This window comes from Plantactinospora sp. CNZ320 (assembly GCF_002846275.1).
This window is the reverse complement of record NZ_PJMP01000001.1, coordinates 2,186,479-2,212,433: the sequence shown is the minus strand read 5'-3', so window position 1 is coordinate 2,212,433 and position 25,955 is coordinate 2,186,479. Positions and strand designations below refer to the sequence as shown.

The 25,955-nt window shown below is 71.9% G+C and carries 20 protein-coding genes and 3 pseudogenes; 14 read left to right on the top strand and 9 right to left on the bottom strand.

Features of this window, described 5'->3' with window-relative positions:
* Window positions 1–14: 14 nt before the first annotated feature.
* The 4 genes from tsaA to CLT71_RS09575 all read right to left on the bottom strand — a co-directional run bounded on the left by tsaA (window position 15) and on the right by CLT71_RS09575 (window position 3,689).
* Window positions 15–449, bottom strand: coding sequence for a tRNA (N6-threonylcarbamoyladenosine(37)-N6)-methyltransferase TrmO (gene tsaA / locus CLT71_RS09590; RefSeq protein ID WP_101366802.1), 435 nt, complete (start codon window positions 447–449; stop codon window positions 15–17).
* A gap of 115 nt (window positions 450–564) precedes the next feature.
* The gene (locus CLT71_RS09585) at window positions 565–1,368 is read right to left on the bottom strand and encodes a hypothetical protein (protein ID WP_486483165.1); all 804 of its coding nucleotides are present in this window, start codon (window positions 1,366–1,368) and stop codon (window positions 565–567) included.
* 249 nt (window positions 1,369–1,617) lie between these two features.
* Entirely contained in the window at window positions 1,618–2,382 is a 765-nt protein-coding gene (locus CLT71_RS09580) for an SDR family oxidoreductase (protein ID WP_101366801.1), read from the bottom strand.
* Window positions 2,379–3,689: an MFS transporter gene (locus tag CLT71_RS09575; protein WP_101366800.1), complete on the bottom strand. Its 1,311-nt coding sequence runs from the start codon at window positions 3,687–3,689 to the stop codon at window positions 2,379–2,381. Before CLT71_RS09575 ends, CLT71_RS09580 begins: the two co-directional genes overlap by 4 nt.
* A 220-nt stretch (window positions 3,690–3,909) precedes the next feature.
* On the opposite strand from CLT71_RS09575, the gene CLT71_RS09570 reads away from it, so the two are divergent.
* On the top strand, window positions 3,910–5,481 hold the full coding sequence (locus CLT71_RS09570) for an MFS transporter (RefSeq protein WP_101366799.1): 1,572 nt from the start codon (window positions 3,910–3,912) through the stop codon (window positions 5,479–5,481).
* A gap of 13 nt (window positions 5,482–5,494) precedes the next feature.
* A complete protein-coding gene (locus CLT71_RS09565; RefSeq protein ID WP_101366798.1) occupies window positions 5,495–6,103 on the top strand; it encodes a TetR/AcrR family transcriptional regulator in 609 nt (202 codons plus the stop codon).
* A 219-nt stretch (window positions 6,104–6,322) separates the two neighbouring features.
* On the opposite strand, the gene CLT71_RS09560 is transcribed toward CLT71_RS09565, so the two are convergent.
* Together CLT71_RS09560 and CLT71_RS09555 are read right to left on the bottom strand one after the other, a co-directional pair.
* A complete protein-coding gene (locus CLT71_RS09560) occupies window positions 6,323–8,275 on the bottom strand; it encodes a helix-turn-helix domain-containing protein (protein WP_101366797.1) in 1,953 nt (650 codons plus the stop codon).
* Window positions 8,276–8,293: 18 nt separating this feature from the next.
* On the bottom strand, window positions 8,294–9,157 hold the full coding sequence (locus CLT71_RS09555; protein WP_101366796.1) for a 3-hydroxybutyrate dehydrogenase: 864 nt from the start codon (window positions 9,155–9,157) through the stop codon (window positions 8,294–8,296).
* Between the two features lie 202 nt (window positions 9,158–9,359).
* Here CLT71_RS09555 and ruvC point away from each other — a divergent pair.
* The 10 genes and pseudogenes from ruvC to CLT71_RS09510 all read left to right on the top strand — a co-directional run.
* A pseudogene (gene ruvC, locus CLT71_RS09550) lies at window positions 9,360–9,872 on the top strand (crossover junction endodeoxyribonuclease RuvC); the annotation flags it as partial.
* A gap of 95 nt (window positions 9,873–9,967) precedes the next feature.
* Window positions 9,968–10,570 (top strand): Holliday junction branch migration protein RuvA, encoded by a 603-nt coding sequence (gene ruvA, locus CLT71_RS09545; RefSeq protein ID WP_101366794.1) that lies wholly within the window; start codon window positions 9,968–9,970, stop codon window positions 10,568–10,570.
* Window positions 10,567–10,770: pseudogene (locus CLT71_RS09540) on the top strand (Holliday junction branch migration DNA helicase RuvB); the annotation flags it as partial. The gene ruvA and the pseudogene CLT71_RS09540, both read left to right, overlap by 4 nt.
* A gap of 219 nt (window positions 10,771–10,989) precedes the next feature.
* Window positions 10,990–11,586, top strand: a pseudogene (locus tag CLT71_RS37910) (LAGLIDADG family homing endonuclease); the annotation flags it as partial.
* Between the two features lie 9 nt (window positions 11,587–11,595).
* Window positions 11,596–12,642, top strand: coding sequence for a Holliday junction branch migration DNA helicase RuvB (gene ruvB, locus CLT71_RS37905; RefSeq protein WP_486483660.1), 1,047 nt, complete (start codon window positions 11,596–11,598; stop codon window positions 12,640–12,642).
* Window positions 12,643–12,832: 190 nt separating this feature from the next.
* Window positions 12,833–13,114 carry a preprotein translocase subunit YajC gene (gene yajC / locus CLT71_RS09530; RefSeq protein WP_199187883.1) on the top strand — a complete coding sequence of 94 codons (282 nt, stop codon included), beginning with the start codon at window positions 12,833–12,835 and terminating at the stop codon, window positions 13,112–13,114.
* A 248-nt stretch (window positions 13,115–13,362) separates the two neighbouring features.
* Complete coding sequence (gene secD, locus CLT71_RS09525) at window positions 13,363–15,267, top strand: protein translocase subunit SecD (protein ID WP_199187564.1); 1,905 nt, start codon at window positions 13,363–13,365, stop codon at window positions 15,265–15,267.
* Between the two features lies 1 nt (window position 15,268).
* The gene (secF, locus tag CLT71_RS09520) at window positions 15,269–16,495 is read left to right on the top strand and encodes a protein translocase subunit SecF (protein WP_101366791.1); all 1,227 of its coding nucleotides are present in this window, start codon (window positions 15,269–15,271) and stop codon (window positions 16,493–16,495) included.
* Between the two features lie 79 nt (window positions 16,496–16,574).
* A complete protein-coding gene (locus CLT71_RS09515) occupies window positions 16,575–17,138 on the top strand; it encodes an adenine phosphoribosyltransferase (protein ID WP_101366790.1) in 564 nt (187 codons plus the stop codon).
* A gap of 567 nt (window positions 17,139–17,705) precedes the next feature.
* Window positions 17,706–20,147: a RelA/SpoT family protein gene (locus CLT71_RS09510; protein ID WP_486483659.1), complete on the top strand. Its 2,442-nt coding sequence runs from the start codon at window positions 17,706–17,708 to the stop codon at window positions 20,145–20,147.
* A gap of 121 nt (window positions 20,148–20,268) precedes the next feature.
* On the opposite strand, the gene CLT71_RS09505 is transcribed toward CLT71_RS09510, so the two are convergent.
* Both CLT71_RS09505 and CLT71_RS09500 read right to left on the bottom strand, forming a co-directional pair.
* A complete protein-coding gene (locus CLT71_RS09505) occupies window positions 20,269–21,096 on the bottom strand; it encodes a peptidylprolyl isomerase (protein WP_486483164.1) in 828 nt (275 codons plus the stop codon).
* A gap of 64 nt (window positions 21,097–21,160) precedes the next feature.
* Window positions 21,161–22,114, bottom strand: a complete 954-nt coding sequence (locus CLT71_RS09500) for a peptidylprolyl isomerase (protein ID WP_101366788.1) — start codon at window positions 22,112–22,114, stop codon at window positions 21,161–21,163.
* Window positions 22,115–22,437: 323 nt separating this feature from the next.
* Here CLT71_RS09500 and CLT71_RS09495 point away from each other — a divergent pair, with 323 nt between their 5' ends.
* Window positions 22,438–23,190, top strand: coding sequence for an MBL fold metallo-hydrolase (locus CLT71_RS09495; RefSeq protein ID WP_101371291.1), 753 nt, complete (start codon window positions 22,438–22,440; stop codon window positions 23,188–23,190).
* A 37-nt stretch (window positions 23,191–23,227) separates the two neighbouring features.
* Here the strand turns inward: CLT71_RS09495 and CLT71_RS09490 are convergent, their stop codons facing one another.
* Window positions 23,228–24,421, bottom strand: a complete 1,194-nt coding sequence (locus CLT71_RS09490; RefSeq protein WP_199187563.1) for an RNA-guided endonuclease TnpB family protein — start codon at window positions 24,419–24,421, stop codon at window positions 23,228–23,230.
* Between the two features lie 131 nt (window positions 24,422–24,552).
* Between CLT71_RS09490 and hisS the strand changes: the two genes are divergently transcribed.
* Window positions 24,553–25,899: a histidine--tRNA ligase gene (gene hisS, locus CLT71_RS09485; protein WP_101366786.1), complete on the top strand. Its 1,347-nt coding sequence runs from the start codon at window positions 24,553–24,555 to the stop codon at window positions 25,897–25,899.
* The last annotated feature ends 56 nt before the right edge of the window (window positions 25,900–25,955 follow it).

The window sequence follows — 25,955 nt, the reverse complement described above, 5'->3', positions numbered from 1 at the left end:
CCGACCGATGCCGGTCAGCGTTCGGTGTCGCGGTCGAGTACCGGCTTCACGTCCAGGATCGGGGTGCCGTCCAGGGCCTCCAGATCGCGTACCCGGATCCGGAGACCGTCGATCTCCAGCAGATGCACCCGGTGCAGGCCGATCGGGTTGGGCCGGTCGGGGGAGCGGGTGCTGAAGACGCCCGTCGGCGGTCGGGTCAGGTCGCCTCGGGGATGCACCACGAGCACGTCCCGGCGGGACCTGTCGAACCAGGTGAGCAGGATGACGTCGGTGCCGGGGCGGAGATCGCGCAGGCCGTCGCGTACCGCCGGGTCGAAGACCAGCCACGCCTCGGGAGCGCCCTCGTCGCCCTGCCGGGGTGCCGTGGCCCGGTCGACCAGCGGGGACTCGACCCGCCCGATCGGGACCGGGTCGACCTCGGCTGCGGCGTTGCCGGAACCGTCGGTCACGCCTCGCTCCTTCCACGCTGCCGGCCGAGCGTACCGGGCCCGGCGGCACCCGGTCGCCTCGTCTGCTGCCACCGGCACCTGACGGGGTGCCGACAGCACGCGACTCCTCGCCGGTTCAGGCGCCGAGATCGGTGCAGTACGCGCAGGTGGCGTCGTCGGCCGGCACGGCCTGGCGGGCCTCCGCCTGCCGGACGCGGCGGATGATCGCGGCGGGCCCGCTCGATGCGAGCAGCGCCAGCACCTCCGGCCAGTCGGCGAGCTGGAACCGGTCGACGATCCGGCTGGCCCCGTTGCTGAGCAGGACGGCACCGGTCAGTTCGGAGACTGGCAGGCTGCCGGTGACCGCCTCGGCCGCCGCCCGAGGGTCCTCCTTGGCCACCCAGTACCCGCCCGGCTGGTTGCGGTTGGCACGCAGCACCGCGATGCCCTCACGGCGGATCTGTTCGTACTCGGTGCTGCCCTCGGCCGCAGTCTCCAGTGCGGACCGGTACGGCCGGGCCATCGTCACCTCCCGGGGATCGGCGACGACCAGCGGTGCGCCGGCCCGGTCGAGAACCAGGAACGAGTCGCCCAGCACGAGGTGGTCGGCCCGGCCGTCGCGCAGCCGCAGGATCGCCACGCTCGCCCAGGGACTGCGCGGATCGGTCAGCTCACAGGTGCTCCGGTGCGCGTCCGCCACCCGCTCGATCCCCTCGGCCAGCAACGCCGGAACGGGCTGGTCGCCGTCGGCTGACAGCAGACCGAGGAGTTCCACTCCCAACCGGTGGGCGTACCAGGCCGGGCCGTGCCGGCAGACCACGTCGCTACCGGCGACCCCACCCGCGCCGTCGACAAGTACTGCTGCCGTCGGGACGGCACCGACGAAGTCCTCGTTGCGGCGACCACTCCGGGCCGCGACGCTCGCCATCCCCACCCGCATACCCTGCATCCTCCTCCCACCGCTGTGGAGCATTCGTGATCGCGGAGCGTTCGGCCGGCCCCTGGCATGCCGAACACTCCGGGATCACGGGTACCCGCAAGGGGTGGGTTGGCGGAGGTTGGTGGCGTGGTTTTGCTCTGACCTGTGGAAACGTCACCGGCGACGGGGTGCGGCGTCGCACGGCCGAACAGATCGGACCAGGCCGGAGTGGCCGATCGGGCGAACTTCGAATCAGCCGGGACGGCCCGATCAGATGGTGAAGCCGCCGTCGACGTTGATCGTCGCCCCGGTGACGTACGAGCTGTCGGCGCTGGCGACCCAGGCGACCGCCGCCGCGATCTCGGCGGGTGCGGCGTACCGGCCGACGGCGGTGTGTCCACGGATCGTCTCCGCCATCGGGCTGTCGGCCGGGTTCAGGTCGGTCTCGGTCGGCCCGGGGTTGACCAGGTTCGCGGTGATGCCCCGGGGCCCGAGGTCCCGGCCGAGCCCCTTGGTCAGCCCGGTCAGCGCGGTCTTGCTCATGGAGTAGAGCGCGAAGCCGGGGAATGGCGCGCGCACGGCCACGTTGCTGCCGATGGTGATGATCCGTCCGCCCTCGCCCATGTGCCGGACCGCTGCCTGGGCGGCGACGAACGGGGCACGGACGTTCACCGCCACGGTCTGCTCGAACTCGGCGAGCCCCAGCTCCTGTATCGGCCCGATCAGGAACACCGCTGCGTTGTTGACAAGTACGTCGAGCCGGCCGAACTCGCCGGCCGTCCGGTCCACCGCCGAGACGACCGCGGCCGGGTCGGCGCTGTCGGCCTGGATCGCCAGCCCGCGCCGACCGATCGCCTTGATCCGGTCCAGCACCGCGCCGGCAGCCTCGGCATCCTGCCGATAGGTAAGCGCCACGTCGGCACCCTCCTCGGCCAACCGCACCGCCACCGCCGCGCCGATGCCCCGGCCGCCGCCGGCGACAAGCGCCACCTTTCCATCCAGAACCTGACTGTTCGCTGAAATACCGTTACTCATGCCAACCATCGTGATCGGACGCCGGGCCGGCGTCTGGCGGCGATCGGACGCGTCGTTCCGGGGTATCCGCCACGGCCGCGCCCGCCCCGGACGTACAGCAGGAGCGTTCCGGCCGTGAGCAGAGCCAGCATGACCGTGCCGACCCCGGAGGCGAGCAGCGTGCCGGCGGCACCGAACGCGGTCACCAGCGGTCCGCCGAGGGCGGCGCCGAGCGGTGTCGCGGCGGTGGTGACCGCGCCCCGGGCGGCGAGCACCGCCGGCAGGTCCGCCGGGTCGGCCGCGTTCTGGAACAGGGCGAGGCTGAACGCCGGAAACGGACCGTAGACCAACCCGCCGACGGCGAAGCAGGCCAGGGTGAGCCAGATCGGGGCGTCCAGGCCGAACGGCACCAGCAGCAGTCCCCAGCCGGCGATCACCCCGACGGTCACCGGCCACTGTCGGGCCCGGGTCAGCATCCCGCCGGCCAGGCCGCCGACGATCGCCCCTGTGCCGAACACCGTCCAGTAGCCGCCGAGCAGTCCGGCGGTGGCGGTCAGCTCGTCGGCGACGTAGAGCGGAAGCGCCACCTCGACGGGGCCGTAGAGGAAGTAGAAGACGGCGGTGACCGCGATCAGGCCGACCAGTTCCGGGCGGCGGGCGAGGATCCGGAACCCGGTGCCGGCCCGGCGCCGGTCGCCGGTCGGGGTGGCGGTGGCCGGCAGGCGCAGGCGGGCGGCCTGGATCGCCAGCAGCAGGTAGCTGAGTGCGTCGACGCCGAGCACCAGTGCCGGATGGACGGCGGCGACCAGCAGGCCGGCCGCCGCTGGCCCGATCACGATGGCGGCCTGCTGACTCGTACCGACCAGGGCGTTCGCCGGCAGCCGGCGCTCCGCCGGAAAGATCTCACTGATCAGGGTGTACGTCCCGGCGGTGCCCCACGCGGCGAGCAGCGACGAGACCGCCAGCAGTGCGACGTACCACCCGGCGGTGAGTTGACCCAGCAGGTGCAGTACGACCACCGCGCCCAACGCGCTGGCCCGGAGCACCGAGTTCGCCAGGACCAGGCGGCGGGCGGCGGTCCGGCTCAGCCAGCGGGCGAGCAGCAGTGCCCCGGCGGCGGCCGGCAGCGCGTACGCGGCCACGGCGGCGCCGACGACCAGCCCGGCCCGGTCCGGCGGGGCGAGGCGCAGCGCCAGCCAGGCGATCGCCACCACGCTCATTCCGTCGCCGAGGTGCGAGACCAGCAGTCCGGAGAGCAGCCGGCGGAAGGCTGGCTCGGCGAGTGCGGCCCGGTAGGCGGCCGGCACCAGCCGGGTGGCACGGGTCATCCGGGCAATGTCGCAGTTGAAGCCCGGTTGAGGTCAACGGCCTCGGCTGGCCGGTCCGGCCGGAATCGGGCCGGTGGCGGCGAGGTCGAGGTGAGGCGGCTCACATTACGATACGGAACGGTTCCGTTTCGGTATCTCGCTCACTATTGTCAGTGCGGTCAACAAGCTTCCCCCGCCGCCGGATCCGGCGAAGCGGGGTTCTCGGGGGACGGAACACCGCATGGATTCAACGGAAAACACCGGGCACCCGAGGCGCTGGGCCATTCTCGGCGTGCTCGTGGTCAGCCTGCTGGTGATCGTGCTGGACAACACGGTCCTGAACGTCGCACTGCGCACCCTGGCCGACCCGGTGCACGGCCTCGGCGCCAGCCAGGGCGAACTGGAATGGTCGATCAACTCGTACACCCTGGTCTTCGCCGGGCTGCTCTTCACCTTCGGCGTGCTCGGCGACCGGTACGGGCGCAAGTGGTTCCTCATGGTCGGCCTGGCGATGTTCGGCCTCGCCTCGCTGCTGTCGGCGTACGCGCAGAGCTCCGGCCAACTGATCGGCGCCCGCGCGCTGATGGGCTTCGGGGCCGCCGCCGTGATGCCGGTGACCCTGTCGATCATCTCCAACGTCTTCGACCCCCGGGAGCGCGGTCGCGCCATCGGGGTCTGGGCCGGCGCGATCGGCCTCGGCGTGGCGATCGGCCCGGTGCTGGGCGGCCTGCTGCTGGAGAACTACTGGTGGGGCTCGGTCTTCCTGATCAACGTGCCCGTGGTGCTGCTCGGACTGGTCGCGGTCGCGCTGCTGGTGCCCGACTCGCGGGACCCGAAGCCGGGCCGGATCGACGTGGTCGGCGTACTGCTCTCGGTGATCGGTCTGGTCGCGCTCTCGTACGGCATCATCGACGGTGGCGAGCACGGCTTCGGCCGGCCGCTGATCTGGGCGTCGATCGTCGGCGGGCTGGCCGTACTGGCCGCCTTCGTGGCCTGGGAGCGCCGGGTCGAGTTCCCGTCGCTTGACGTACGGCTGTTCCGGGTACCCCGGTTCGCCGCTCCTGTCGCGGTGATCGGCCTGGTCTTCTTCGCCGCCATGGGCGTGATGTTCTTCAGCGCCTTCTACCTCCAGCTCGTCCGCGGCTACAGCCCGCTGGAGACCGGCCTGCTGATGCTGCCGTTCGCCGTCGCCCAACTCGTCTTCGCACCGCGCAGCGCCACCATGGTCAAGCGGTACGGCGGCCGGGCGGTGGCGGTGGCCGGGCTGGCGCTGACCACGGCGGCGCTCGTGGCGTTCGCCTTCGCCACCGCGACCACGCCGATCTGGATCATCGGGCTGATCTTCTTCGTCCAGGGGGTCGGGATGGCCAACATCATGCCGCCCGCCACCGAGTCGATCATGTCGGCGCTGCCCCGCGAGAAGGCCGGAGTGGGCTCGGCGGTCAGCAACACCGTCCGGCAGGTGGCCGGTGCGCTCGGCGTCGCGGTACTCGGCTCGGTGCTCTCGGGGGTCTACCGGGACCAGATCGAGCCGGCCGCCCGCGCGCTGCCGGCGCCGATCCGGGACGCCGCCTCCGAGTCGGTCTCCGGGGCGTACGCGGTCGCGGAGCGGCTCGGCGGTCCGGCCGGCTCGGCGGTGACGAGCGCCGCCAACGACGCCTTCGTCTCGGCCATGCACTGGGCGAGCGGGCTCTCGGCGGCGGTGGCCGCCCTCGGCATCCTGGTGGTGCTCCGCTGGCTGCCGGGCCGCAACGCCGAGGAGCAGGTGCTGCCGCCGGAGCCGGTGGGTGATCCCGAACTGGTTGCCGCCTGAGCGACAGGGGACAATGGTCAACATGACCGAACCGACGGATGCTCCGCGGGCGCCGGGTCGCCCGCGGAGCATCCGCGCGGACGAGGCGATCCTGGAGGCCGCCCTCGACCTGCTCGCCGAGGGCAGCAGCATCGAGACGCTCTCGATCGAGGCGATCACCACCCGGGCCGGCGTGGGCAAGGCGACCATCTACCGTCGCTGGCCGGGCAAGGAGGCGCTGCTCCAGGACGCCCTGCGCCGGCTCAAGCCGCCACCGCCGCCACCGCCCGGCCGGTCCGTACGCGAGGACCTGATCGCGCTTGTCGGCAACACCGGGCACAACCCGGACCCCCGGGCGCGGCAGATCATGCCCTGCCTGATGCCCACGATCAGCCGCAGTCCCGAGCAGTACCGGCTCTACCAGGAGCTGGTCGAGCCCCGCCGTCGGATGATCCGCGAGGTGCTGCGCCGGGGAATCGACCTCGGCGAACTGCGGGCCGACCTCGACGTCGAGCTAACGCTCGCGCTGCTCACCGCCCCGCTGCTGATCCAGCGGCTGCTCCGCGCCCAGCCCGACCTGGACGAGCGCGACCTGCCGGCCCGGATCGTCGACGCCGTGATCGCCGGCATCGCCGCCCGCTGACCCGCTCCGCCGCCCAACTGGCCCGCCCAGCAGTCCAACTGGCCCGCCGCGCCGTCCCCTGGCGCGCCGAGCCGACGTCCCTGACCGCCGAGCCGACGTCCCTGACCGCCGAGCCGACGTCCCTGACCGCCGAGCCGACGTCCCTGACCGCCGAGCCGACGTCCCTGACCGCCGCGCCGCCGTCCCTGACCGCCGTGCCGCCGTCCGGGGGCGCCGTGCTCAGGGCAGCTCGGCGCCGGCTCCCGCCCCGTTCTGGCCGGCGGAGGCGCGCAGCCGGTGTAGCCGGAGTGCGAGCTGCACCTCCAGCGCCCGCTCCGGCTTCTGCCACTCGGGTCCGAGCAGTTGCCCCACCCGGTCCAGCCGCTGGGTCACCGTGTTGACGTGCACGTGCAGCAGCTCGGCCGCCCGGGCCAGGCTGCCACCGACCCCGAAGTACGCCTCCAGCGTCTTCACCAGCGCGGTCCCTCGGCGGGCGTCGTAGTCCACCACCGGGCCGACGGTGTCGACCAGGAACCTGGCGACATCGCGGTCGCCCCCCTCCTCGACCGCACCGAGCAGCAGGCCGACGAAGCCGAGTTCGGCGCTGCTGGCACCCTCCCCGGCCCGACCCAGCGCGCGCAGTGCGGTGAGACAGCGGTCCGCCTCCCGGGCCGCACCGGCCAGCGACGCCGGGCCGCTCGCCGGCCCGCCCGCACCGGCGGTGACCGGCCGGCCCAGCGCCCGGGACAGGTCCCGGACCACGGTCCGGGCCGCCGAACCGGCGTCGTCGCCGGGCAGCATCAGCACCGCCCGGCCGTCCCGGGCCGCCGCCAGCCCGCCCTGGGCCGAGGCGTACGTGCTGGCCCAGGAGGTGACCCGCTGCCGGATCGAGGTACTGCCGGCGCTTCCGTCGTCGCCGACCGCCACGAGCACGTGCGGGACGTCCAGGTCCACCCCGAGCCGACGGGCCCGACCGCGCAGCGCGGCGACGTCGGAGACCGGCCGGGCGATCAGGTCGTCGAGCAGTTCACCCCGGACCCGTCCCTCCGCCTCGGCGACGCTCTGCCGGAAGAGCAGCAGCAGGGCGGTGACCAGCGCGGCCCGCTCCAGGATCCGCTGGTCGGCGTCGACCAGCTCCTCCTCGGGGCGGGAGACCAGGGCGCCGAGGTTCTCCGTACCGGCGACGACGGCGGCGTACCAGAGCTGGCCCCGGCGCACGCTGCGCCCCTCGGTACGCGACGCCACCACCGCCTCGGCCAGGGCCGCCCGCTCCGGCTCGTCGATCTCGCCGACCCGGGCCAGCGTCCGGCCCTCGGCGTCCAGCGCCAGCAGCGCACCGCCGAGCACCTCGGTCACCGCCGCCGCCACGTCCTCCACCCCGCCGCCGCGCAACACCAGCGAGGTCATCCGGTCGTGTGCGGCGGCGGCCCGCTCCACCGACGCGCTGTGCGCCTGGATCGTCGAGTTGGCCGCCGAGAGTTCCGCCAGCGCGGCCCGGGTCTCGGCGAGCAGCCGCGCCGTGTCGATCGCCACCGCCGCGTGCGCGGCCAGCGAGAGCAGCAGCGACACCTCCTCCCGGGCGAACGGCCGGGCCGACCGGTTGGCGGCGTAGAGCACCCCGATCACCCGGGAGCCGAGCCGCAGCGGCACGCCGAGGATGGCGACCAGCCCCTCCTCACCTACCCCGGCGTCGATCTCGCCGGTGTGGTGGAACCGCGCGTCCTCCGGGTAGTTCGCCGTCGCGTACGGGCTGCCGGTCTGGGCCACCAGCCCGCCGAGTCCGGCACCCATCGGCAGCCGCAGCCCCTGGAACCGGGCCGAGATCGAGCCGTCGGTGACCCGCATGTACGTGTCACCCAACTCGTCGTCGACGAGCGTCATGTACGCCACGTCGGTGCCGAGCAGGTGCCGGGCCCGGCGCACGATCGCCCGCAGTACGTCGTCCGAGTCGCGCAGCCCGGCGAGATCGCTCGCGGTGTCGTACAGGCCGGAGAGTTCCGCCTCGCGGCGCCGCCGCCGTTCCAGCAGGGCGCGTACCCGCAGTGCCACCACCTTGGCCGCCTCGAGTTCGGCGAGCCGGTCGGCGGGTACCCCGGCCGCCCTGGCGGCCACCAGCGGCCCCTCGAACTCGACCGGAGCGGCCTCCCGGGCCAGCAGCTCCAGGAACTCGATCGGCGTGGACACGGGGTCCATTCTGCGGGAGGCGCCCACTCAGTTCGCCGTCCAGCCCCCGTCGAGCGGGATCGAGGCGCCGGTGAGGAAGGAGGCGGCGGGGGTGCAGAGGTAGGCGACGAGCTCGGCGACCTCCTCCGGCTCGATGAGTCGCTTGATCGCCGCCCGGGCCAGCATGATCTGCTCGATCACCTCGCTCTCGGCGATTCCGTGCGCGCTCGCCTGTGCGGCGATCTGCCCCTCGACCAGTGGCGTGCGCACGTACGCCGGATTGACGCAGTTGGCCGTCACCCCGTGCGCCGCCCCCTCCAGGGCGACCACCTTCGACAGCCCCTCCAGCGCGTGCTTGGCGGAGACGTACGCCGACTTGAAGGCCGAGGCGCGCAGCCCGTGTACCGAGGAGATGTTGACGATCCGGCCCCAGTTGCCGGCGTACATGTGCGGCAGCGCCCGCCGGACGATCCGGAACGGGGCGGCCACCATCACCCGGTGCAGGTGGTCGAAGCGCTCCGGCGGGAACTCGTGCAGCGGCGCCACGTGTTGCAGCCCGGCGTTGTTGACCACGATGTCCAGCTCGGGGTCGATCCGGTCGGCGGCGCCGGGGTCGGCGAGGTCCAATCCGAGCGCCCGGCCGCCGATCTCGGCGGCCACCGCCTCGGCCCGGTCGGCGTCCCGGTCCAGCACCGTCACCGTCGCGCCGGCCTCGGCCAGCCGCGCCGCGCAGGCCCGCCCGATGCCGCTGGCGGCGCCGGTGACCAGGGCGGTCCGCCCGGACAGGTCGAGCCGGACGACCGGCGGAACCCTCCGGTCGCCCCCGATCGGGTGGTCGGCCGCGGTCGGGGAGCCGACCTCCTGCTGCCGCCGTCGCGCGGCCTGGTCGTCCCGACCGGGTTCTACCGTCATGGCCGAAAAAGGTACGAGCCAACCGGGCGGCGGCACATGGGCGTCGGCCACATACTCCGGTACCGGCCTATGTGGCGACCGGCGGCGGGCTCGCGGGTCGGCCTCTGATGATCGGGTACGGGCGTGTCGACGTTCCCGGCTCAGGGGCAGGTCGGTAGGGTGTCGAACACACGTACGTGCTGCGGCACGGGGAGGGGGCGGCGTGCGGGTGCTGGGCGTCGACCCGGGGCTGACCCGGTGCGGGGTCGGCGTGGTCGAGGGGGTGCCCGGCCGGCCGTGCACCCTGGTCGCCTACTACGTCGTCTACACCGATCCGGGTGACGAGCTGCCGCTGCGCCTGCTGCACCTGGACACCGAGCTGACCCGGCTGGTCGCCGAGCACCAGCCGCAGAGTGTGGCGGTGGAGCGGGTCTTCAGCCAGCACAACGTGCGCACGGTGATGGGGACCGCGCAGGCCAGCGCCGTGGCGGTGCTGGCCGGGGCGCGGGCCGGGCTGCCGGTGCAGACGTACACCCCGAGCGAGGTCAAGGCGGCGGTCACCGGTTCCGGCCAGGCGGACAAGGCGCAGATGATGGCGATGGTGACCCGGTTGCTGCGGCTGGCCGAGCCGCCCCGGCCGGCCGACGCCGCCGACGCGCTGGCGCTGGCGATCTGTCACATCTGGCGCGGCGGCACCCGGTCCCGGATCGCGGCGGCGGCCGACGCGGTCCGGCAGCGGACGGCGACACCGGCCGCGTCCCGGTCCGGCGCCCGACCGGGTACGCCCCGGCGGGCCGCCCGGCCGGGTCCGGAACGACACGGAGGAACGGGATGATCGCGAGTGTCCGGGGCGTGGTCGCCGGGCTGTCCCCGGACAGCGCGGTGATCGAGGTCGGCGGGGTGGGGCTGGCGGTGCAGTGCGCGCCCGGCACCCTGGCCGGGCTGCGGGTCGGCTCGCCGGCCCGGCTCGCCACCAGCCTGGTGGTCCGGGAGGACTCGCTGACCCTCTACGGTTTCGCCGACGACGACGAGAAGCAGCTCTTCGAACTGCTCCAGACCGCCAGCGGGGTCGGCCCCCGGCTCGCCCAGGCCGTCCTCGCGGTGCACGCTCCCGACGTGGTGCGCAAGGCGATCGCGAATGCCGACACCGGCACCCTGACCCGGGTGCCCGGGATCGGCAAGAAGGGCGCCGAGCGGCTGGTGCTGGAGTTGCGCGACCGGATCGGCCCGGTGCCGGTCGGCCCGGACGGCGCGGCCGGGGTCACCGCCGGCGCCTGGCCGGAGCAGGTGCGCCAGGCGCTGATCGGGCTCGGCTGGACGGCGTCCCAGGCCGACCAGGCGGTGGCGGCGGTGGCCGAGACCGTCGACGGTGAGGTCCCGCCGGTGCCGGTGCTGCTGAAGCAGGCGATCCGACTGCTGGGTAGGACCCGGTGACCGATCCCGAGGGGCTCGTCTCGGCGTACGCCAGCGACGCCGAGCGGGACGCGGAGGTCACCGTACGCCCGAAGCGGCTCGCCGACTTCATCGCCCAGCACCGGGTACGTGACCAGCTCGACCTGCTGCTGCGCGGCGCGATGGGCCGGGGGACCCCGCCGGACCACATCCTGCTCTCCGGCCCACCCGGCCTGGGGAAGCCGGTCTCGGTGGAGGCTCTGGTGCTGCTCGCCGACGGCACCCGACGCCGGCTGGGCGATATCGTGCCGGGGGACCGGGTCGTCACCCGGACCGGCCGGCCGGCGCTGGTCGAGGCCGTTCACGAGCAGGGTGAACTCGACTGCGTACGGATCCGGACGGCGAGCGGTCGGGAGGTGGTGGCGGCGCCGGACCACCCGTTCTGGACCACGGACGGGTGGATGAAGGCGGGTGACCTCACCGACCGGGACGTGTTGGCGAACGTGTTGTGCCCCGAACTGACGGCCAGCGGCGCCGAGTCGACCGACGAGTTCCGGTTGGCCGGTTACCTGATCGGCGACGGCTGTACGTCCAACCAGGTCACCTTCACCGGAGGCGATCCGGACGTGCTCGCCGATTTCCGGTCGGTGTGTGACCGGCTCGGCCATCCGCACCGGACTCGGCCGAACAGCCCTCGCAGCTCCGTCGTCCGGATATCGGGGCTGCGGGGTTGGCTCGCCGAGCACGGCATGCTGGACAAGACAGCGTGGCACAAGCGGGTCCCGCCCTTTGTCTACCAGGGCGACGAGTGGCAGGTCGGTGCCTTCCTCGGGGCGTACTTCGCCTGTGACGGGTCGGTGAGCCGGCGTGGGCGCGACCGGTACGACGTGGTGGTCGAGTTCTACAGCGTCTCGTACGGACTGCTCCAGGACGTGCAGCACCTGCTGCTGCGGCTCGGGGTCCAGTCCCGGCTGAAGCTCAAGCGGGGCACCTACCAGGGGCGGCCGCACGAGTCGTGGCGGTTGACTGTGACAAGCCAGGACGATGTCGCGCGATTTGTCGAGCGAATCACCGTGCTGGGCGAGCGCGGCAGGCGGCTGGCGGAGTGGGCGCCCCGTCGGGATCGGTTCGAGGAGAGCCTCGCCGCCGACCGGGTCGCGTCGGTCGAGCCCGCCGGGCTGCATTCCTGCCGGTGTCTCACCGTCGCCGACGACCACACCTTCACCGTCAACGACTTGGTCGTGCACAACACCACCCTGGCCAACATCGTCGCCGCCGAGCTGGGCGCGGGGATCCGGGTGACCAGCGGCCCGGCGATCGAGCGATCCGGTGACCTGGCGGCGATCCTGACCAGCCTGGCCGAGGGTGACGTGCTCTTCATCGACGAGATCCACCGGATCGCCAAGCCGGCCGAGGAGTTGCTCTACAGCGCGATGGAGGACTTCCGGGTCGACGTGGTGGTCGGCAAGGGGCCGGGCGCCACCGCGATCCCGCTGGACGTGGAGCCCTTCACCCTGGTCGGCGCGACCACCCGGTCGGGGTTGTTGACCGGCCCGATGCGGGACCGGTTCGGCTTCGTCGCACACCTCGACTTCTACTCCCCGGACGAGCTGGACGTGCTGCTCCAGCGCTCGGCGCGGATCCTCGGGGTGCCGATCACGCCGGACGGCTCGGCGGAGATCGCGGGCCGGTCCCGGGGTACGCCCCGGATCGCGAACCGGCTGCTCCGCCGGGTACGCGACTTCGCCGAGGTACGGGCCGACGGGACGGTGACCCTGGAGACCGCTCGGGCGGCGCTGCGGGTCTACGACGTGGACGAGCTGGGGCTGGACCGGCTGGACCGGGCGGTGCTGACCGCGTTGGTGGACTCGTTCCGGGGCGGCCCGGTGGGGTTGTCGACCCTGGCGGTGGCGGTGGGGGAGCAGCCGGACACCGTGGAGGAGGTCTGCGAGCCCTTCCTGGTCCGGGCCGGTCTGCTGGCCCGTACGCCCCGGGGGCGGGTGGCGACCGAGGCCGCTTGGCGACACTTGGGGCGTAATCCGCCAAATGGTACATTTGGGGGAAGTAGGCCCGGAGGGCCCGACCTCTTCTCCGCGGGAGCCCAGGAGGTGTGATCCGTTCGTGATCCGTGCCGCATTCGGTGTTCTCAGGTGCAGGGACTAGACTCGCCGCGGTTTGTACAGGACGTGAGTTCCTGCCTCCGCTCCGGCACGCCCGTGTCGTGACGAGGCCGATGGGAAGGTCATAACAGTGCCTTTGGCAGCAGAGAGCAGCGGCGGAGCCGGAGGCTTCCTACCGCTCCTCATGATTGTCCTGCTCTTCGTCGTCATGTACTTCATGATGATCCGGCCGCAGCAGAAGCGGCGCCGCGAGGCCGAGCAGATGCAGTCCTCGATCGGCCCTGGCGACGAGGTTGTCACGATCGGCGGGCTCTACGGCACCGTCACCAGCGTGGACGACGAGACCGTGATGCTCGAGGTGGCGCCCGGCGTGCAGACGCGGTACGCGCGGCCGGCGGTCGCCCGGGTCGTCAAGAAGGTGGAGCGGCTCGAGTCGATACCGGAAGAGGTCGACGCGAAGGAGTGAGCCCCGCTCGACCTCCCTCGCGGTCCGTGGTCGCCGTGGGCGGAGGTCGGGGCGTATGCTCCGCGCGCTCCCGGTTGAGAAGGACTCGATGACCGACCCGGCCGACGGGGCGGGTTCGGCATCGAAGATAATAGATCGACGGGCCGGTGGGACCCCCACCGGTGCGGTACGCATGTCGCCGGACTCCACCGGCGTCCGACCCGCCGCCCACCACTAGCGGCCGAACCGCGCAGGGAGACAGGAAAGCCGTGGCACCACCTCAGGGACAGATGCGACCCGGGCGGCAGCTGGCCGTCCTCGGGTTGATCTTCACCGTCCTCTACCTTCTGGTGTTCTTCGCCGCCGGGGCCAAGGGAAGCTGGACGGAGCGGCTTGAGCCCAAGCTCGGCCTGGATCTCATCGGCGGCACCCGGATGACCCTGGAGGCGGCCACCGAGGCCGGCCAGGCGCCCCCGGCCAGCTCCCTCGAGGAGGCCCGCCAGATCATCCAGGCCCGGGTGGACGGCCGAGGTGTCGCCGAGGCGGAGGTGGTCACCGAGGGCAACCGCAACATCGTGATCTCGGTACCGGGGCAGAACGCCGACCTCGACGACGTCGGCACCCCGGCCGAGCTGCGGTTCCGCAAGGTGCTCAAGACCGTCGACGGTGGCGGACCGGTCAACACCGCACCGGCGCCCGGTGCCTCGGCCAGCCCGGCGCCCTCCGGCAGCCCGGCCCCGTCCGGCAGCGCCAACCCGTCCGGCCCGGCGGCGACCTCCTCGCCCGGGGCCGGTGGCGGCCAGGGTGGCGGCGCGCCGGCCCCGACGCCCACCCCGTCCGGCAGCGCCTCCCCGGCGCCGAGCGCCTCGGCCAGCGCGGCCCCGGCGGCCCCGGCGGACCAGACCCTCGAGGCGCAGCGCGCGGCGGTGGAGCAGAAGGTCGGTGCCGAGGCCTGGGCCGCGGCCACCGCGCTCCAGGCGCCGGCTGACTTCAACGCGGACCCGGCGCTGGCCGAGAAGCTCAAGCCGTTCGCCGAGCTGACCCCGCAGGAGATCCGGGTCCTGCCGGCAAACGTCCAGTTCAACGTACCGACCATCACCTGCGAGAAGCTCGACCAGCGGGCGCCGGGCTCGATCAAGGAGCCGAACCAGCAGGTGGTGGCCTGTGAGAGCGGTCAGCAGAAGAACCTGCTGGACGTCGCCAAGGTCGAGGGGACCGACGTCGAGGACGCCAGCGGGGTGCTCGACCAGACCAGCAGCCAGTGGGTGGTCAGCCTGGACTTCACCGGTGACGGCCAGAGCAAGTGGACCAACCTGACCCGCGAGGCGTACAACAACACCGACAGCCAGTGCGACCAGGCGGCCCTTGGCGACGAGGGCCGGTGCCGGGTGGCGGTGGTCCTGGACAACAAGATCATCTCCTCGCCGGAGATCCAGGGCGTGCTGACCGGTGACTCGCAGATCACCGGCAGTTTCACCAACGCCACCGCCAACGAGCTGGCCAGCCAGCTCCGCTACGGTGCCCTGCCGCTGACCTTCCAGCCGCAGGAGGCGCAGAACATCACCGCCACGCTCGGCACCGAGCACCTGCGGGCCGGCCTGCTCGCCGCCGGCATCGGCATGCTCCTGGTGATCATCTACGCCTTCTTCTACTACCGGCTGCTCGGCTCGGTGATCTTCCTCAGCCTGGTCCTCTCCGCCATCCTCGTCTTCGGCGCGCTGGTGGTGCTCGGCCGGCAGATCGGCTTCACCCTCACCCTCGCCGGGATCGCCGGCTTCATCGTCTCGCTGGGTGTCGCCGCCGACTCCTTCGTTATCTACTTCGAACGACTCAAAGACGAGATCCGGGAGGGGCGCAGCCCGCGCAGCGCGGTACCCCGCGCCTGGGCCCGGGCCCGCCGGACGATCATCTCGGCGAACGCGATCTCGATCATGGCCGCCGTGGTGCTCTACCTCGTCTCGGTCGGCACGGTGCAGGGCTTCGCCTTCGCGCTGGGCCTGGCCACCATCCTCGACCTGGTGGTCGTCTTCCTGTTCCGGCATCCGATCATGACGATGTTCGCGCGTACCCCGGCGTTCCTGTCGCCGCGGGTCAGTGGCCTCGGTCGGGCGTTGCGTAGCGCGGACGACGACGAGGCGCCGACGACCGGCAAGACCCGCGTGAAGGAGGCCTGAGATGAGCAGGAGTGGGCTCGCCAGCCGCTTGTACCGCGGTGAGGCCGGTCTCGACATCGTCCCCCGCCGCAAGCTCTGGTTCGGCATCGCGGGTGGGTTGGTGCTGCTGACCATCCTGAGCTTCGTGATCCAGGGTTTCCACCTCGGCATCGAGTTCCGGGGCGGCAACGAGTTCCAGGTGCCGACCAGCGTCGGCACGATGCAGCGCGCCGAGGAGGCGCTGGACTCCGCGCTCGCCGACGAGTCGACCCCGGAGGGGCCGGCCGAGGTGGTCTCCGGCCAGCGGGTCGGCGACACCACCTACCTCTTCCGGACCTCACCGCTGGAGCAGCAGCAGGCCAGTGAGGTCCGCGCCGCGGTCGCCGCCGAACTGGGCATCCGGGCCGACCAGATCAGCGACAACCGGGTCAGCGCGGCCTGGGGCGCGCAGATCACCCAGCGGGCCCTGCTCGGTCTGGTGATCTTCGTGGTGCTGGTCACCGGCTACCTGGTGCTCCGGTTCGAACTGCGGATGGCGATCGCCGCCGTGGCCGGCCTCCTGCTGGACCTGCTGCTCACCGCCGGCATCTACTCGGCGGTCGGCTTCGAGGTGACCCCGTCGACGATCGTCGGCTTCCTCACCATCCTCGGTTTCGCCCTCTATGACAGCGTGGTGGTCTTCGACAAGATCCAGGAGAACACCCGGGGCATCACCGGAGGCAGCAGCCAGACGTACGCCGAGGCGGCCAACCTGGCCCTGAACCAGACGCTGATGCGGTCGATCAACACCTCGGTGGTCGCCCTGCTGCCGGTCGGCGGTCTGCTCTTCATCGGTGCCGGGCTGCTCGGCGCCGGCACGCTGAAGGACCTCGGCCTGGTGCTCTTCGTCGGTATGGGCGCCGCGTTCTTCTCGTCGATCTTCTTCTCGACCCCGCTGCTGGTGGCGCTGAAGGAGCGGGAGCCGCGGATCCGGCAGCACACCCAGCGGGTGCTCACCCGCCGGGCCGGCGGTGGCCGGGACGTCTCCGCCACGCGTCGCCCCGCCCGGCAGCCCGGCCAGGCCCGGTCGGCCGCCGCCGAGACGCCGGTCGAGCAGCCGGCGGCCGAGGAGGCCCCGACACCGGCCGCCGAGGCGACCGCGCTGGCCGGGTCCGCGCCGAAGGTCGGCTCCCGGCCGACGGGCAAGCGGGCCGGCGGCGCCCGGGGCGGTCGCTCCGGTGGCAACCGGCCCGGTGGCAAGCGGCGCTGAGCCGGACGAACGGATCGAGAGGCGCCCGACGCGCCGCCCAGGTGGCGGGTCGGGCGCCTTCGCCCGGAAAGGACGCAGTGTGACGGAGACCCCGACCGAGGTACGCGGCGACAGCGGCCCGGTCACCGCCCAGTTGGTGGCCAGCCGGGTACTCGACGTGCCCGACTTCCCGAAGCCGGGCGTCATGTTCAAGGACCTGATGCCGTTGTTCGCCGACGGTGCCACGTTCCGGGCGGTGATCGACGACATCGTCGGCCACCACGGCCGGGACTCCTTCGACGTGGTGGTCGGGATCGAGGCACGCGGCTTCGTGGTGGCTGCCGCGATCGCGTACGCCACCGGGGTCGGGGTGGTGCCGGTACGCAAGGCCGGCAAGCTGCCCCGGGCCGCGTACGCCGCCTCGTACGCCCTGGAGTACGGCGAGGCCACCCTGGAGGTGCACCAGGACGCGTTCACGGCCGGACACCGGGTACTGGTGGTCGACGACGTACTGGCCACGGGCGGTACGGCGCAGGCAACCCTGGATCTCGTGGAGCGGGCCGGCGGCACGGTTGCCGGGTTCAGCGTGCTGCTGGAACTGAGCTTCCTGGACGGCCGCGATCGGCTGGCGCCTCGGCCGGTTCATGCCCTGCTGACCGTTTAGTTCCCGGCTGACCACCACGACCGGCCGGTACGTCCGGCAGGACGGTCACCAGGGCCTCGGTGCGGGTACGATTGCCGTTCGTGGCCGGCCCGGGTGTATGCCCGTGACTGGCGCAGGACCGGCTCGACCGGCTACGGTCGGGTCATTCCCGGCGAAGTGTTGAGGAGGCCGGTGTCTTCCGATGTCGCCCCTCCGGCGGAGGGCATGGTGCATCCCACCAACGAGGCTGATACCCCTGCCGACGCCACGACCAGCGCCGGTGACGGCACGACCAGGGCCGGTGACGGCACGAGCAGCGTCGGTGGTGGCCGGTTTCCGGCAAACGGGTCCGTCGGGACCGGTGGGCCGGCGGAGCCGGCGGTCGCCGCCGAGCAGGCCCAGCCCGACTCCGGGCGGGTGGAGACGCCGACCCGGCCGCTCGCTGCGGTCCAGCCGGCCGCCGACAACCAGGGCAACGGCGCTGCACCTGCCGAGAGCACCCCGGGCAACGGCGCTGCGCCCGCCGCTGGCACCCAGGGCAACGGTGCTGGCAACCAGGGCAATGGCGCTGGCAGCCAGGCCGGGGCCATTGCTCCGATCGCCGGCAACCTCGCCGGAGCCGCTGCTCCGGCCGCCGGAGCGCTCGCCGGCCCCGCCACAGGCGGCGATGTGCTGCCGGCCGGTGTCGGCGCCACCGTGGGAGGCGCGGCGAGCACCGGGTTCGCCGGGATGGCCACCGGGGCCGCACAGCCGCCCTCGAGTAGTTTCGCCCTGGCCAACGCCCCCACCGGGCGCCGGGTCCGGGCCCGGCTGGCCCGGTTCAACGCGCCCTGGCAGACGCCGCAGGTGAGCGAGGTGCTGGAGCCGCTGATCGCGACGCACCGCGCCGCGCATCCCAAGGCGGACGCGCGGCTGCTGCAACGCGCCTTCGACATGGCCGCCAGGTGGCACTCCGGGCAGTACCGCAAGTCCGGTGACCCCTACATCACCCACCCGCTGGCGGTCGCCACGATCCTGGCCAACCTCGGGATGGACACCACCACCCTGGTCGCCGCGCTGCTGCACGACACGATCGAGGACACCGACTACGGGCTCGACCAGATGCGCGCCGACTTCGGCGCCGAGGTCGCGCTGCTGGTCGACGGCGTCACCAAGCTGGACAAGGTCAAGCTCGGCGACGCGGCCAAGGCGGAGACGATCCGCAAGATGGTCGTGGCGATGGCCAAGGATCCTCGGGTACTTGTCATCAAGCTGGCCGACCGGCTGCACAACATGCGTACCCTGACCTTCCTGCCGCCTGCCAAGCGGGAGCAGAAGGCGAAGGAGACGCTGGAGATCCTGGCTCCGCTGGCGCACCGGCTCGGTATGAACACGATCAAGTGGGAGCTGGAGGACCTGGCCTTCGCCAACCTCTTCCCCAAGCGCTACGAGGAGATCAACCGGCTGATCGGGGAGCACCAGCCGCAGCGCGAGGCGCTGTTGCGGCAGGTGACCCAGAAGGTGCAGGTCGACCTCAGGGCCGCCAAGATCAAGGCGGAGACCACCGGTCGACCCAAGCACCTCTACTCGATCTACCAGAAGATGATCGTCCGGGGTCGGGACTTCAACGACATCTACGACCTGGTCGGCGTACGCATCCTGGTCGACACGGTGCGGGACTGCTACGCGGCCCTCGGTGTGATCCACGCGAACTGGCAGCCCGTTCCGGGCCGGTTCAAGGACTACATCGCGATGCCGAAGTTCAACATGTACCAGTCGCTGCACACCACTGTCATCGGGCCGAGCGGCAAGCCGGTCGAGATGCAGATCCGCACCTACGCGATGCACCGTACGGCCGAGTTCGGCATCGCCGCGCACTGGAAGTACAAGGAGAAGAAGGGCGAGACGATCGTCGGCCCGCCGGCCCACATCGACGAGATGACGTGGCTGCGGCAGTTGCTGGACTGGCAGCGCGAGGCGGCCGACCCGAGCGAGTTCCTCGACGCGCTCCGCTTCGACCTCTCCAGCCAGGAGGTCTACGTCTTCACGCCCAAGGGCGACGTGATCCCGCTGCCGACCGCCTCGACCCCTGTCGACTTCGCCTACGCGGTGCACACCGAGGTCGGGCACAAGTGCATCGGTGCGCGGGTGAACGGCAAGCTGGTGCCGCTGGAGTCGACGCTCTCCAACGGCGACGTGATCGAGATCTTCACCTCGAAGTCCGACACCGCCGGCCCGACCCAGGACTGGCTGGGCTTCGTCAAGAGCCCCCGGGCGCGGACGAAGATCCGGCAGTACTTCAACAAGGAGCGGCGCGAGGAGGCGATCGAGGCCGGCAAGGACGCGATCGTCAAGGCGATGCGCAAGCAGGGTATGCCGTTGCAGCGGATGCTGAGCACGGACAACCTGATGACCATCGCCCGGGATCTGCACCTGGCCGACGTCGCCTCGCTCTACGCCGCCGTCGGTGACAGCCAGGTCTCCGCCCAGTCGGTGGTGCAGAAGCTGATGGCCGGCTACGGCGGCGAGGAGGGGGCCGCCGAGGACCTCGCCGAGACCGCCGTGGCGACCCGTCCGCAGCGCCGGGGCAACAGCAACGACCCGGGCGTGGTGGTCCGGGGCGTCAGCGACGTCTGGATCAAGCTGGCCCGCTGCTGCACGCCGGTGCCGCCGGACACCGTCTTCGGGTTCGTCACCCGCTCCGGCGGGGTGAGCGTGCACCGGGACGACTGCGCGAACGCCGAGGACCTCAAGGTGCAGACCGAGCGGATCGTCGAGGTGAGCTGGCGGCTCACCTCTGCCTCGACCTTCCTGGTCGCGATCCAGGTGGAGGCGCTCGACCGGCACAAGTTGCTGGCGGACGTGACCCGGGTGCTCTCCGACGAGCGGGTCAACATCCTGTCGGCGACCGTCACCACCACCCGGGACCGGGTGGCGGTGAGCAGGTTCAGCTTCGAGATGGCCGACCCCAAGCACCTGGGGCACCTGCTCGCCGCCGTACGCAAGGTGGACGGGGTTTTCGACGCCTACCGGGTCACCTCGGGAGCCTGACCAACTGCTGCGAGCTTGCGGGCCGGCACCGCGAGCACGGATCCGCCGTACCCACACCGACGAAACGGCGCCGCGCCACCCCTGACGGGATGACGCGGCGCCGTTGTCGACAGCTGTCCGGTCAGCCGACCGGGGCGCTCATGGTCAGCGACTTGATCAGAACTTCCTTCTTCGGGTGGCCGCCACCGGACTGCTGGGCGAAGGCGCCATCGTCACCGGCCGCGCCGACCTGGGCGACCAGGTCCAGGCCGCTGGTGACGGTACCGAGCACGGTGTACGAGGCGGGCAGCTGCGAGTCGCCGTACACGATGAAGAACTGGCTGCCGGTGCTGCCCGGGGATCCCGAGTTCGCCATCGCGATCACCCCGGCCGGGTACGGCGGGCGCTTGTCCGTCGGCAGGTTCTCCTCGGCGAACCGGTAGGCCGGCCCGCCCGTGCCGTCGGTTTCCTTCCACTTGTCGCCGGTGACGCTCGGGTCGCCGCACTGGAGCACCTGGAGGCCCTGGGTGACCAGCCGGTGGCACTTGGTGTTGTCGAAGAACTTCTTCTCGGCCAGGTGCGTGAAGCTGGCGGCGGTGCAGGGCACGTTCGCGAGGTTCAGCTTGGCGGTGATCGGCCCGAGGTTGGTGTCGATCGTCATCGTCTGGCTGCCGGTGTTCTTCGCCGAGGTCGGCGGCAGCCCGACGTCCTTGGTCGCCGCGTTGCGCTGCTCGGCCGGGATGTCGGTCCAGGCGCAGGTGGCCGCGCCCGCCTGGGTCGAGCTGTCCTTGTCGTCACCGACGCTCATCACCAGCCACACCGTGCCCGCGACCACCAGCAGCAACGCCACCCCGGCGCCGATGCTGGCCTGCACTTGCCGGCGCTTGCGGGCGGCGGCGGCGCGCTCGGCCATCTCCCGTTCCAGCTTGGCCCGCGCCGCGGCGCGCTGCCGCTCTCTGGTGGACGTCACGGTGGCTCCTCCTGGACTATGTGCAGCGCGGCCGGGTCCGCGGCTGGGCTGGTCTCTGCGGTTCTCAGGACTGTCCGGCAACCGTCGGGCTGGCCGACGGCGCCGTCGGCGTCGGGGTCGCCGCCGACGGTACGGCCGTCGGGTCGGCCGACGCCGGCTCACCGACGGTGAGGCTCTGGATCACCACGTCGGTCTTCGGCTTGATTTTGACGCCAGAACCATTGTCCACGGTTTCCATGGCACCGATCTTCTTGATCACGTCGAGTCCGCTGGTCACCCGGCCGACGATCGGGTAGCTGGGCTGGGCCGGGCTGAAGTCCTTGAAGAAGATCAGGAACTGGCTGCCGTTGGCGCCGGGCGGGTTGCCGATCATGGCGACGGTGCCGACCGGGTAGAGCGGCGTGGCCGGAGTGGTCGCCTCCGGGCTGGCGGACGGGCTCGCAGCCGGGCTGGCGCTGGCTGACGGATCGGCGGACGGGCTCGCCGCCGGGGCATCCGGGGTGTTCTCGCTGAAGAAGGTGTAGGTCGGTCCGCCCTGGCCGGTGCCGCTCGGGTCGCCGCAGCGCAGCGCACCCTCGCTGGTCAGCTCGTGGCACTTGGTGTTGTCGAAGAACGACTTCCCGGCCAGGTGGCTGAAGCTGGCCGCCGCGCAGGGCGCGGTCGCCAGGTCCAGCTCGACGGTGACCGGGGCGCCCTGGTCCGTGGTGATCGTCATCGGCCGGGTGCCGGTGGTGGGGAGATCCCGGGTGGGCGGGGTGCCGACGTCCTTGAGGTTCGTGTTCGCCTGGGCGTCCTGGGTGGTCCAGGCGCACGTCTCGGCGGCGGTGTCGTCGGCCGGCTCGCGGTCGAAGCCGCCGAGTGCCCAGAACGAGCCCAGCACGATCAGCAGCAGCGCGAGGGCGGAGCCGATCCCGGCACGGATCTGCCGCTTGCGCCGGGCGGTGGCCGCCCGCCGGGCCATCTGCCGGTCGAGCTTCGCCCGCGCGAGTTTGCGCTGCCGGTCCCTGCTGGAAGCCACCCGAGCTCCCCTTTCCATGTGCCCTGGTCGTCGTCTTACCTCTTACCGCGCCGACGGTCGTCCTGGCCAACGGCACGATCCGCCGCCCCGGCGTCAAGTGCGCCACGCCACACGCCCGCCAGAGTGTACGGGCAACGGCTGGAAAAGTGTTGTACGAGGTCACTCCGAAACCATCGGAGATTATCACTGTGTTCTGTGAGGCCTCCGGGGCAGGTGTATCTGGGCGGCCGGTCGCGGGGGTCGGCAGATATGGTGGGGTCGAAACCGACATCGAGACCTGCGGGTCACACCGCCAGGAAGACCGTCGAATGGGAGGAGCGGACGTGCTCGTCGCCGGCTTCCCCGCGGACGCGTTCGGCACCAACTGCTACGTGCTGGCCACCGCGCCCGGGGAACAGTGTGTCGTCGTCGACCCCGGCATCGGGGTACTCGACCGGCTCGACGACCTGCTGGCCGAGCATCGGCTGCGGCCGGCCGCCGTGCTGCTGACCCATGGTCACCTCGACCACACCTTCTCGGTGGCGCCGGTCTGCGGCGCCCGGGGCATTCCGGCGTACGTGCACCCGGGCGACCGCGAGCTGCTCGCCGATCCGGCCAAGGGGCTCTCGACGGAGCTGACCCGGCTCTTCGGCGGGCGGCTGCCGTACACCGAGCCGGAGGACGTGGCCGAACTGACCGACGGGGCGACCCTGGCACTGGCCGGGTTGGAGATCACCGTCGATCACGCGCCGGGCCATACCAGCGGGTCGGTGCTGTTCCGGCTGCCGGGCACGGGCCCGGCCGTCCGGTCCGACCTGCCCCTTCCACCGGGTGTGGACTGGGCGGCGGAGCAGATCTGCCTGGCGGGCGACGTGCTCTTCGCCGGGTCGATCGGCCGCACCGACCTGCCGGGCGGGAGCTCGTCGACGATGGTCCGAAGTCTGCGGGAGAAGATCCTCCCGCTCGCCGACGACACCGTCGTGCTGCCCGGCCACGGCCCCGCGACCAGCATCGGCCGCGAGCGGGCGAGCAACCCGTACCTGATCGAGGTCGCGGGCCTCGACGGGCCGCGGGTCGGGCCCACCCGGGGCTGGTAATCCCCGCTCCGCAAAGGCGAAATCCGACAGGAGCATCTTAACGCTTCCGCACGGTTGGAAGCCGGGGGATTCCTGGCTCGGACCGCACCCGACCACCATCCTGGGAGGAGGTGATCGCATGTCTTACGTCGTCGGCACCAGCACGGCCGCGCTCTGCCGTGGCGAGGATCGTCCTCGCGGCGTTCCGGTCCCGACACGCGGTGTATCCGCATTCGTCGCACCGGAAGACTCTGACACCCAGCCCGAGGCGGTGCTTGGCTCTCGTACCGCACTGCGAGCAGGTCATCGTGGTGTAGGCGGGCGATACCAGCACCACCTTCCGGCCCGCCCGCCGGCCACGCTCGACCAGTTCCCGTTTCACCGCGCCGATCGCCGCGTCGGCGGCCTTGCGCGCCATCCGGGATTTGGTCAGGAATGTCGGCGTGAAGTCCTCGACGGCGATCAGGGCGTGGTTGTCGACGATCTTCTTCGCCCAGACGCGGGCGTCGTGAGTGTTCTGCCGGGTCGCCTTCTTCGCGATCTTCGCCGCCTGGCGTCTGGCGCGCAGGTAGCCCTTCGACGGCGGGGCACCCTTCATCCGTCGGCGGCGGGCAATCCGGCGTTGGAGTTTGGCGAGTTCGGCGGCGCAGCGTTTCCGGTGGCCGTGGTGTGGCAGGTCGTAGGCGGCGTCCGTCGTGGTCGCGGTCGTGGTGACACCCCAGTCGACACCGATCGCACCCTCGACGTCAGACGCGGGTGTGGTGTCGCGGCGGACGACGAAGGAGGCGTACCAGTGCCCGAGGCAGTCCTGGTAGACCCGGACGCTGGTCGGCTCGGACGGCAACTCGCGGGACCAGACGACCGGAATGGTGACGCCGCCGGGCAGCCGCAGCCGACGGTCGCGGATCGAGAACCCACGCGTGGTGTATTCCAAACTCGGCAGCGTGTCCTTCAGTCGCTTGACCCTCGGCCGGCCCCGCCCCTTCAACCTGAACGAGTGCTGGAGGGCGAGAGCGTAGGTGCGCAGCGTCTGCTGCTGGGCGACCTGGGAGCCGTCGCGCAGCCACGACGAGCGGGCCCGCGTCTCGGTCAGCAGCTTCGACAGCTTGCCGAAGGTCGGCCTACGGCCGGTCCGCTGCTGGTGCACGGCCTCGTTCCACAGCCAGCGACACCGCCCCCACTCAGCCAACAGCGCGGCCCGCGCGGTCGCGCCGGGGCGCAACCGGTAGGTATACCGCACCGTCTCGTCCACGTCCGGCAGCATCTCAGCCGTACCCGACAGTTTTGGCCACACAGAGGAGCCGACACCATGCCGACAGCCACCACACCTGACCGCGCTTGCCTCCCCGTGGCTGAAGCCAGGGGTTTCTCGGGCGGCTTCTGATGAGCAAGCCAACACCGATCTCCGGCTTCCCCGAGTGGGCGCCGCCGCAGCGGATGATCGAGCAGTACGTGCTCGACCGGATCCGCCGCACCTTCGAGCTGTACGGCTTCGCGCCGCTGGAGACCCGCGCCGTCGAGCCGCTGGAGCAGCTCCTGCGCAAGGGCGAGACCTCCAAGGAGGTCTATCTGATCAGTCGGCTCCAGGAGGAGGGGCCGGCCAGCACCGGCGAGGGCACCCTGGGGCTGCACTTCGACCTGACCGTGCCGTTCGCCCGGTACGTGCTGGAGAACGCCGGCCGGCTCCAGTTTCCGTTCCGGCGCTACCAGATCCAGAAGGTCTGGCGGGGCGAGCGCCCGCAGGAGGGGCGCTACCGGGAGTTCCTCCAGGCCGACATCGACATCGTGGACCGGGACACCCTGCCGCCGCACCACGAGGCCGAGATCCCGCTGGTGATCGGTGACGCGCTCGGTGGCCTGCCGATAAGCGGCGCCGACGGGCGGCTGCCGATCACGATCCAGGTGAACAACCGCAAGATCCTGGAGGGCTTTTACCGGGGCCTCGGCCTGGCCGATCCGCTGGCGGCGCTGCGCGCGGTGGACCGGCTGGACCGGATCGGGCCGGACCGGGTGGCGGCACTGCTCGCCGAGACCGCCGGGGCGACCGAGGCGCAGGCCAAGGCGTGCCTGGCGCTGACCGAGATCGCCACCCCGGATCCGTCCTTCGCCGACGCGGTGCGCGGGCTCGGGGTGACCGACCCGCTGCTGGACGAGGGGCTGGCCGAGCTGGTCGCGGTGATGGAGAACGCGGTGGCGCACGCACCCGGGCTCTGCGTCGCCGACCTGCGCATCGCCCGGGGCCTGGACTACTACACGGGTACGGTCTACGAGACCCAGCTGCGCGGGTACGAGCGGTTCGGCTCGATCAGCTCCGGTGGCCGGTACGACAACCTGGCCAGTGACGCCAACGCCCGGTTCCCGGGGGTGGGCATCTCGATCGGGGTGACCCGGCTGCTCGGGCTGCTCTTCGGCGCGGAGGCGTTGACCATCTCCCGCAGCGTGCCGACCTGTGTACTGGTGGCGCTGGCCGCCGAGGAGCGCCGGCCGGAGAGCAACCGGATCGCCGACGCGCTGCGCCGCCGGGGCATTCCCACCGAGGTGTCGCCGTCGGCGGCCAAGTTCGGCAAGCAGATCCGGTACGCGGAGCGGCGCGGCATCCCGTACGTCTGGTTCCCCGGTGCGGACGGAATCGGTGACGAGGTGAAGGACATCCGCTCGGGTGACCAGGTGGCGGCGGCGCCGGATGCCTGGTCACCGCCGGCGGCGGATCTCTGGCCGACGGTGGGCTGATCTTGCATTACCGGGGGTGACGGCCGTAACCTACGCTAACGTAACTTACGCCAGCG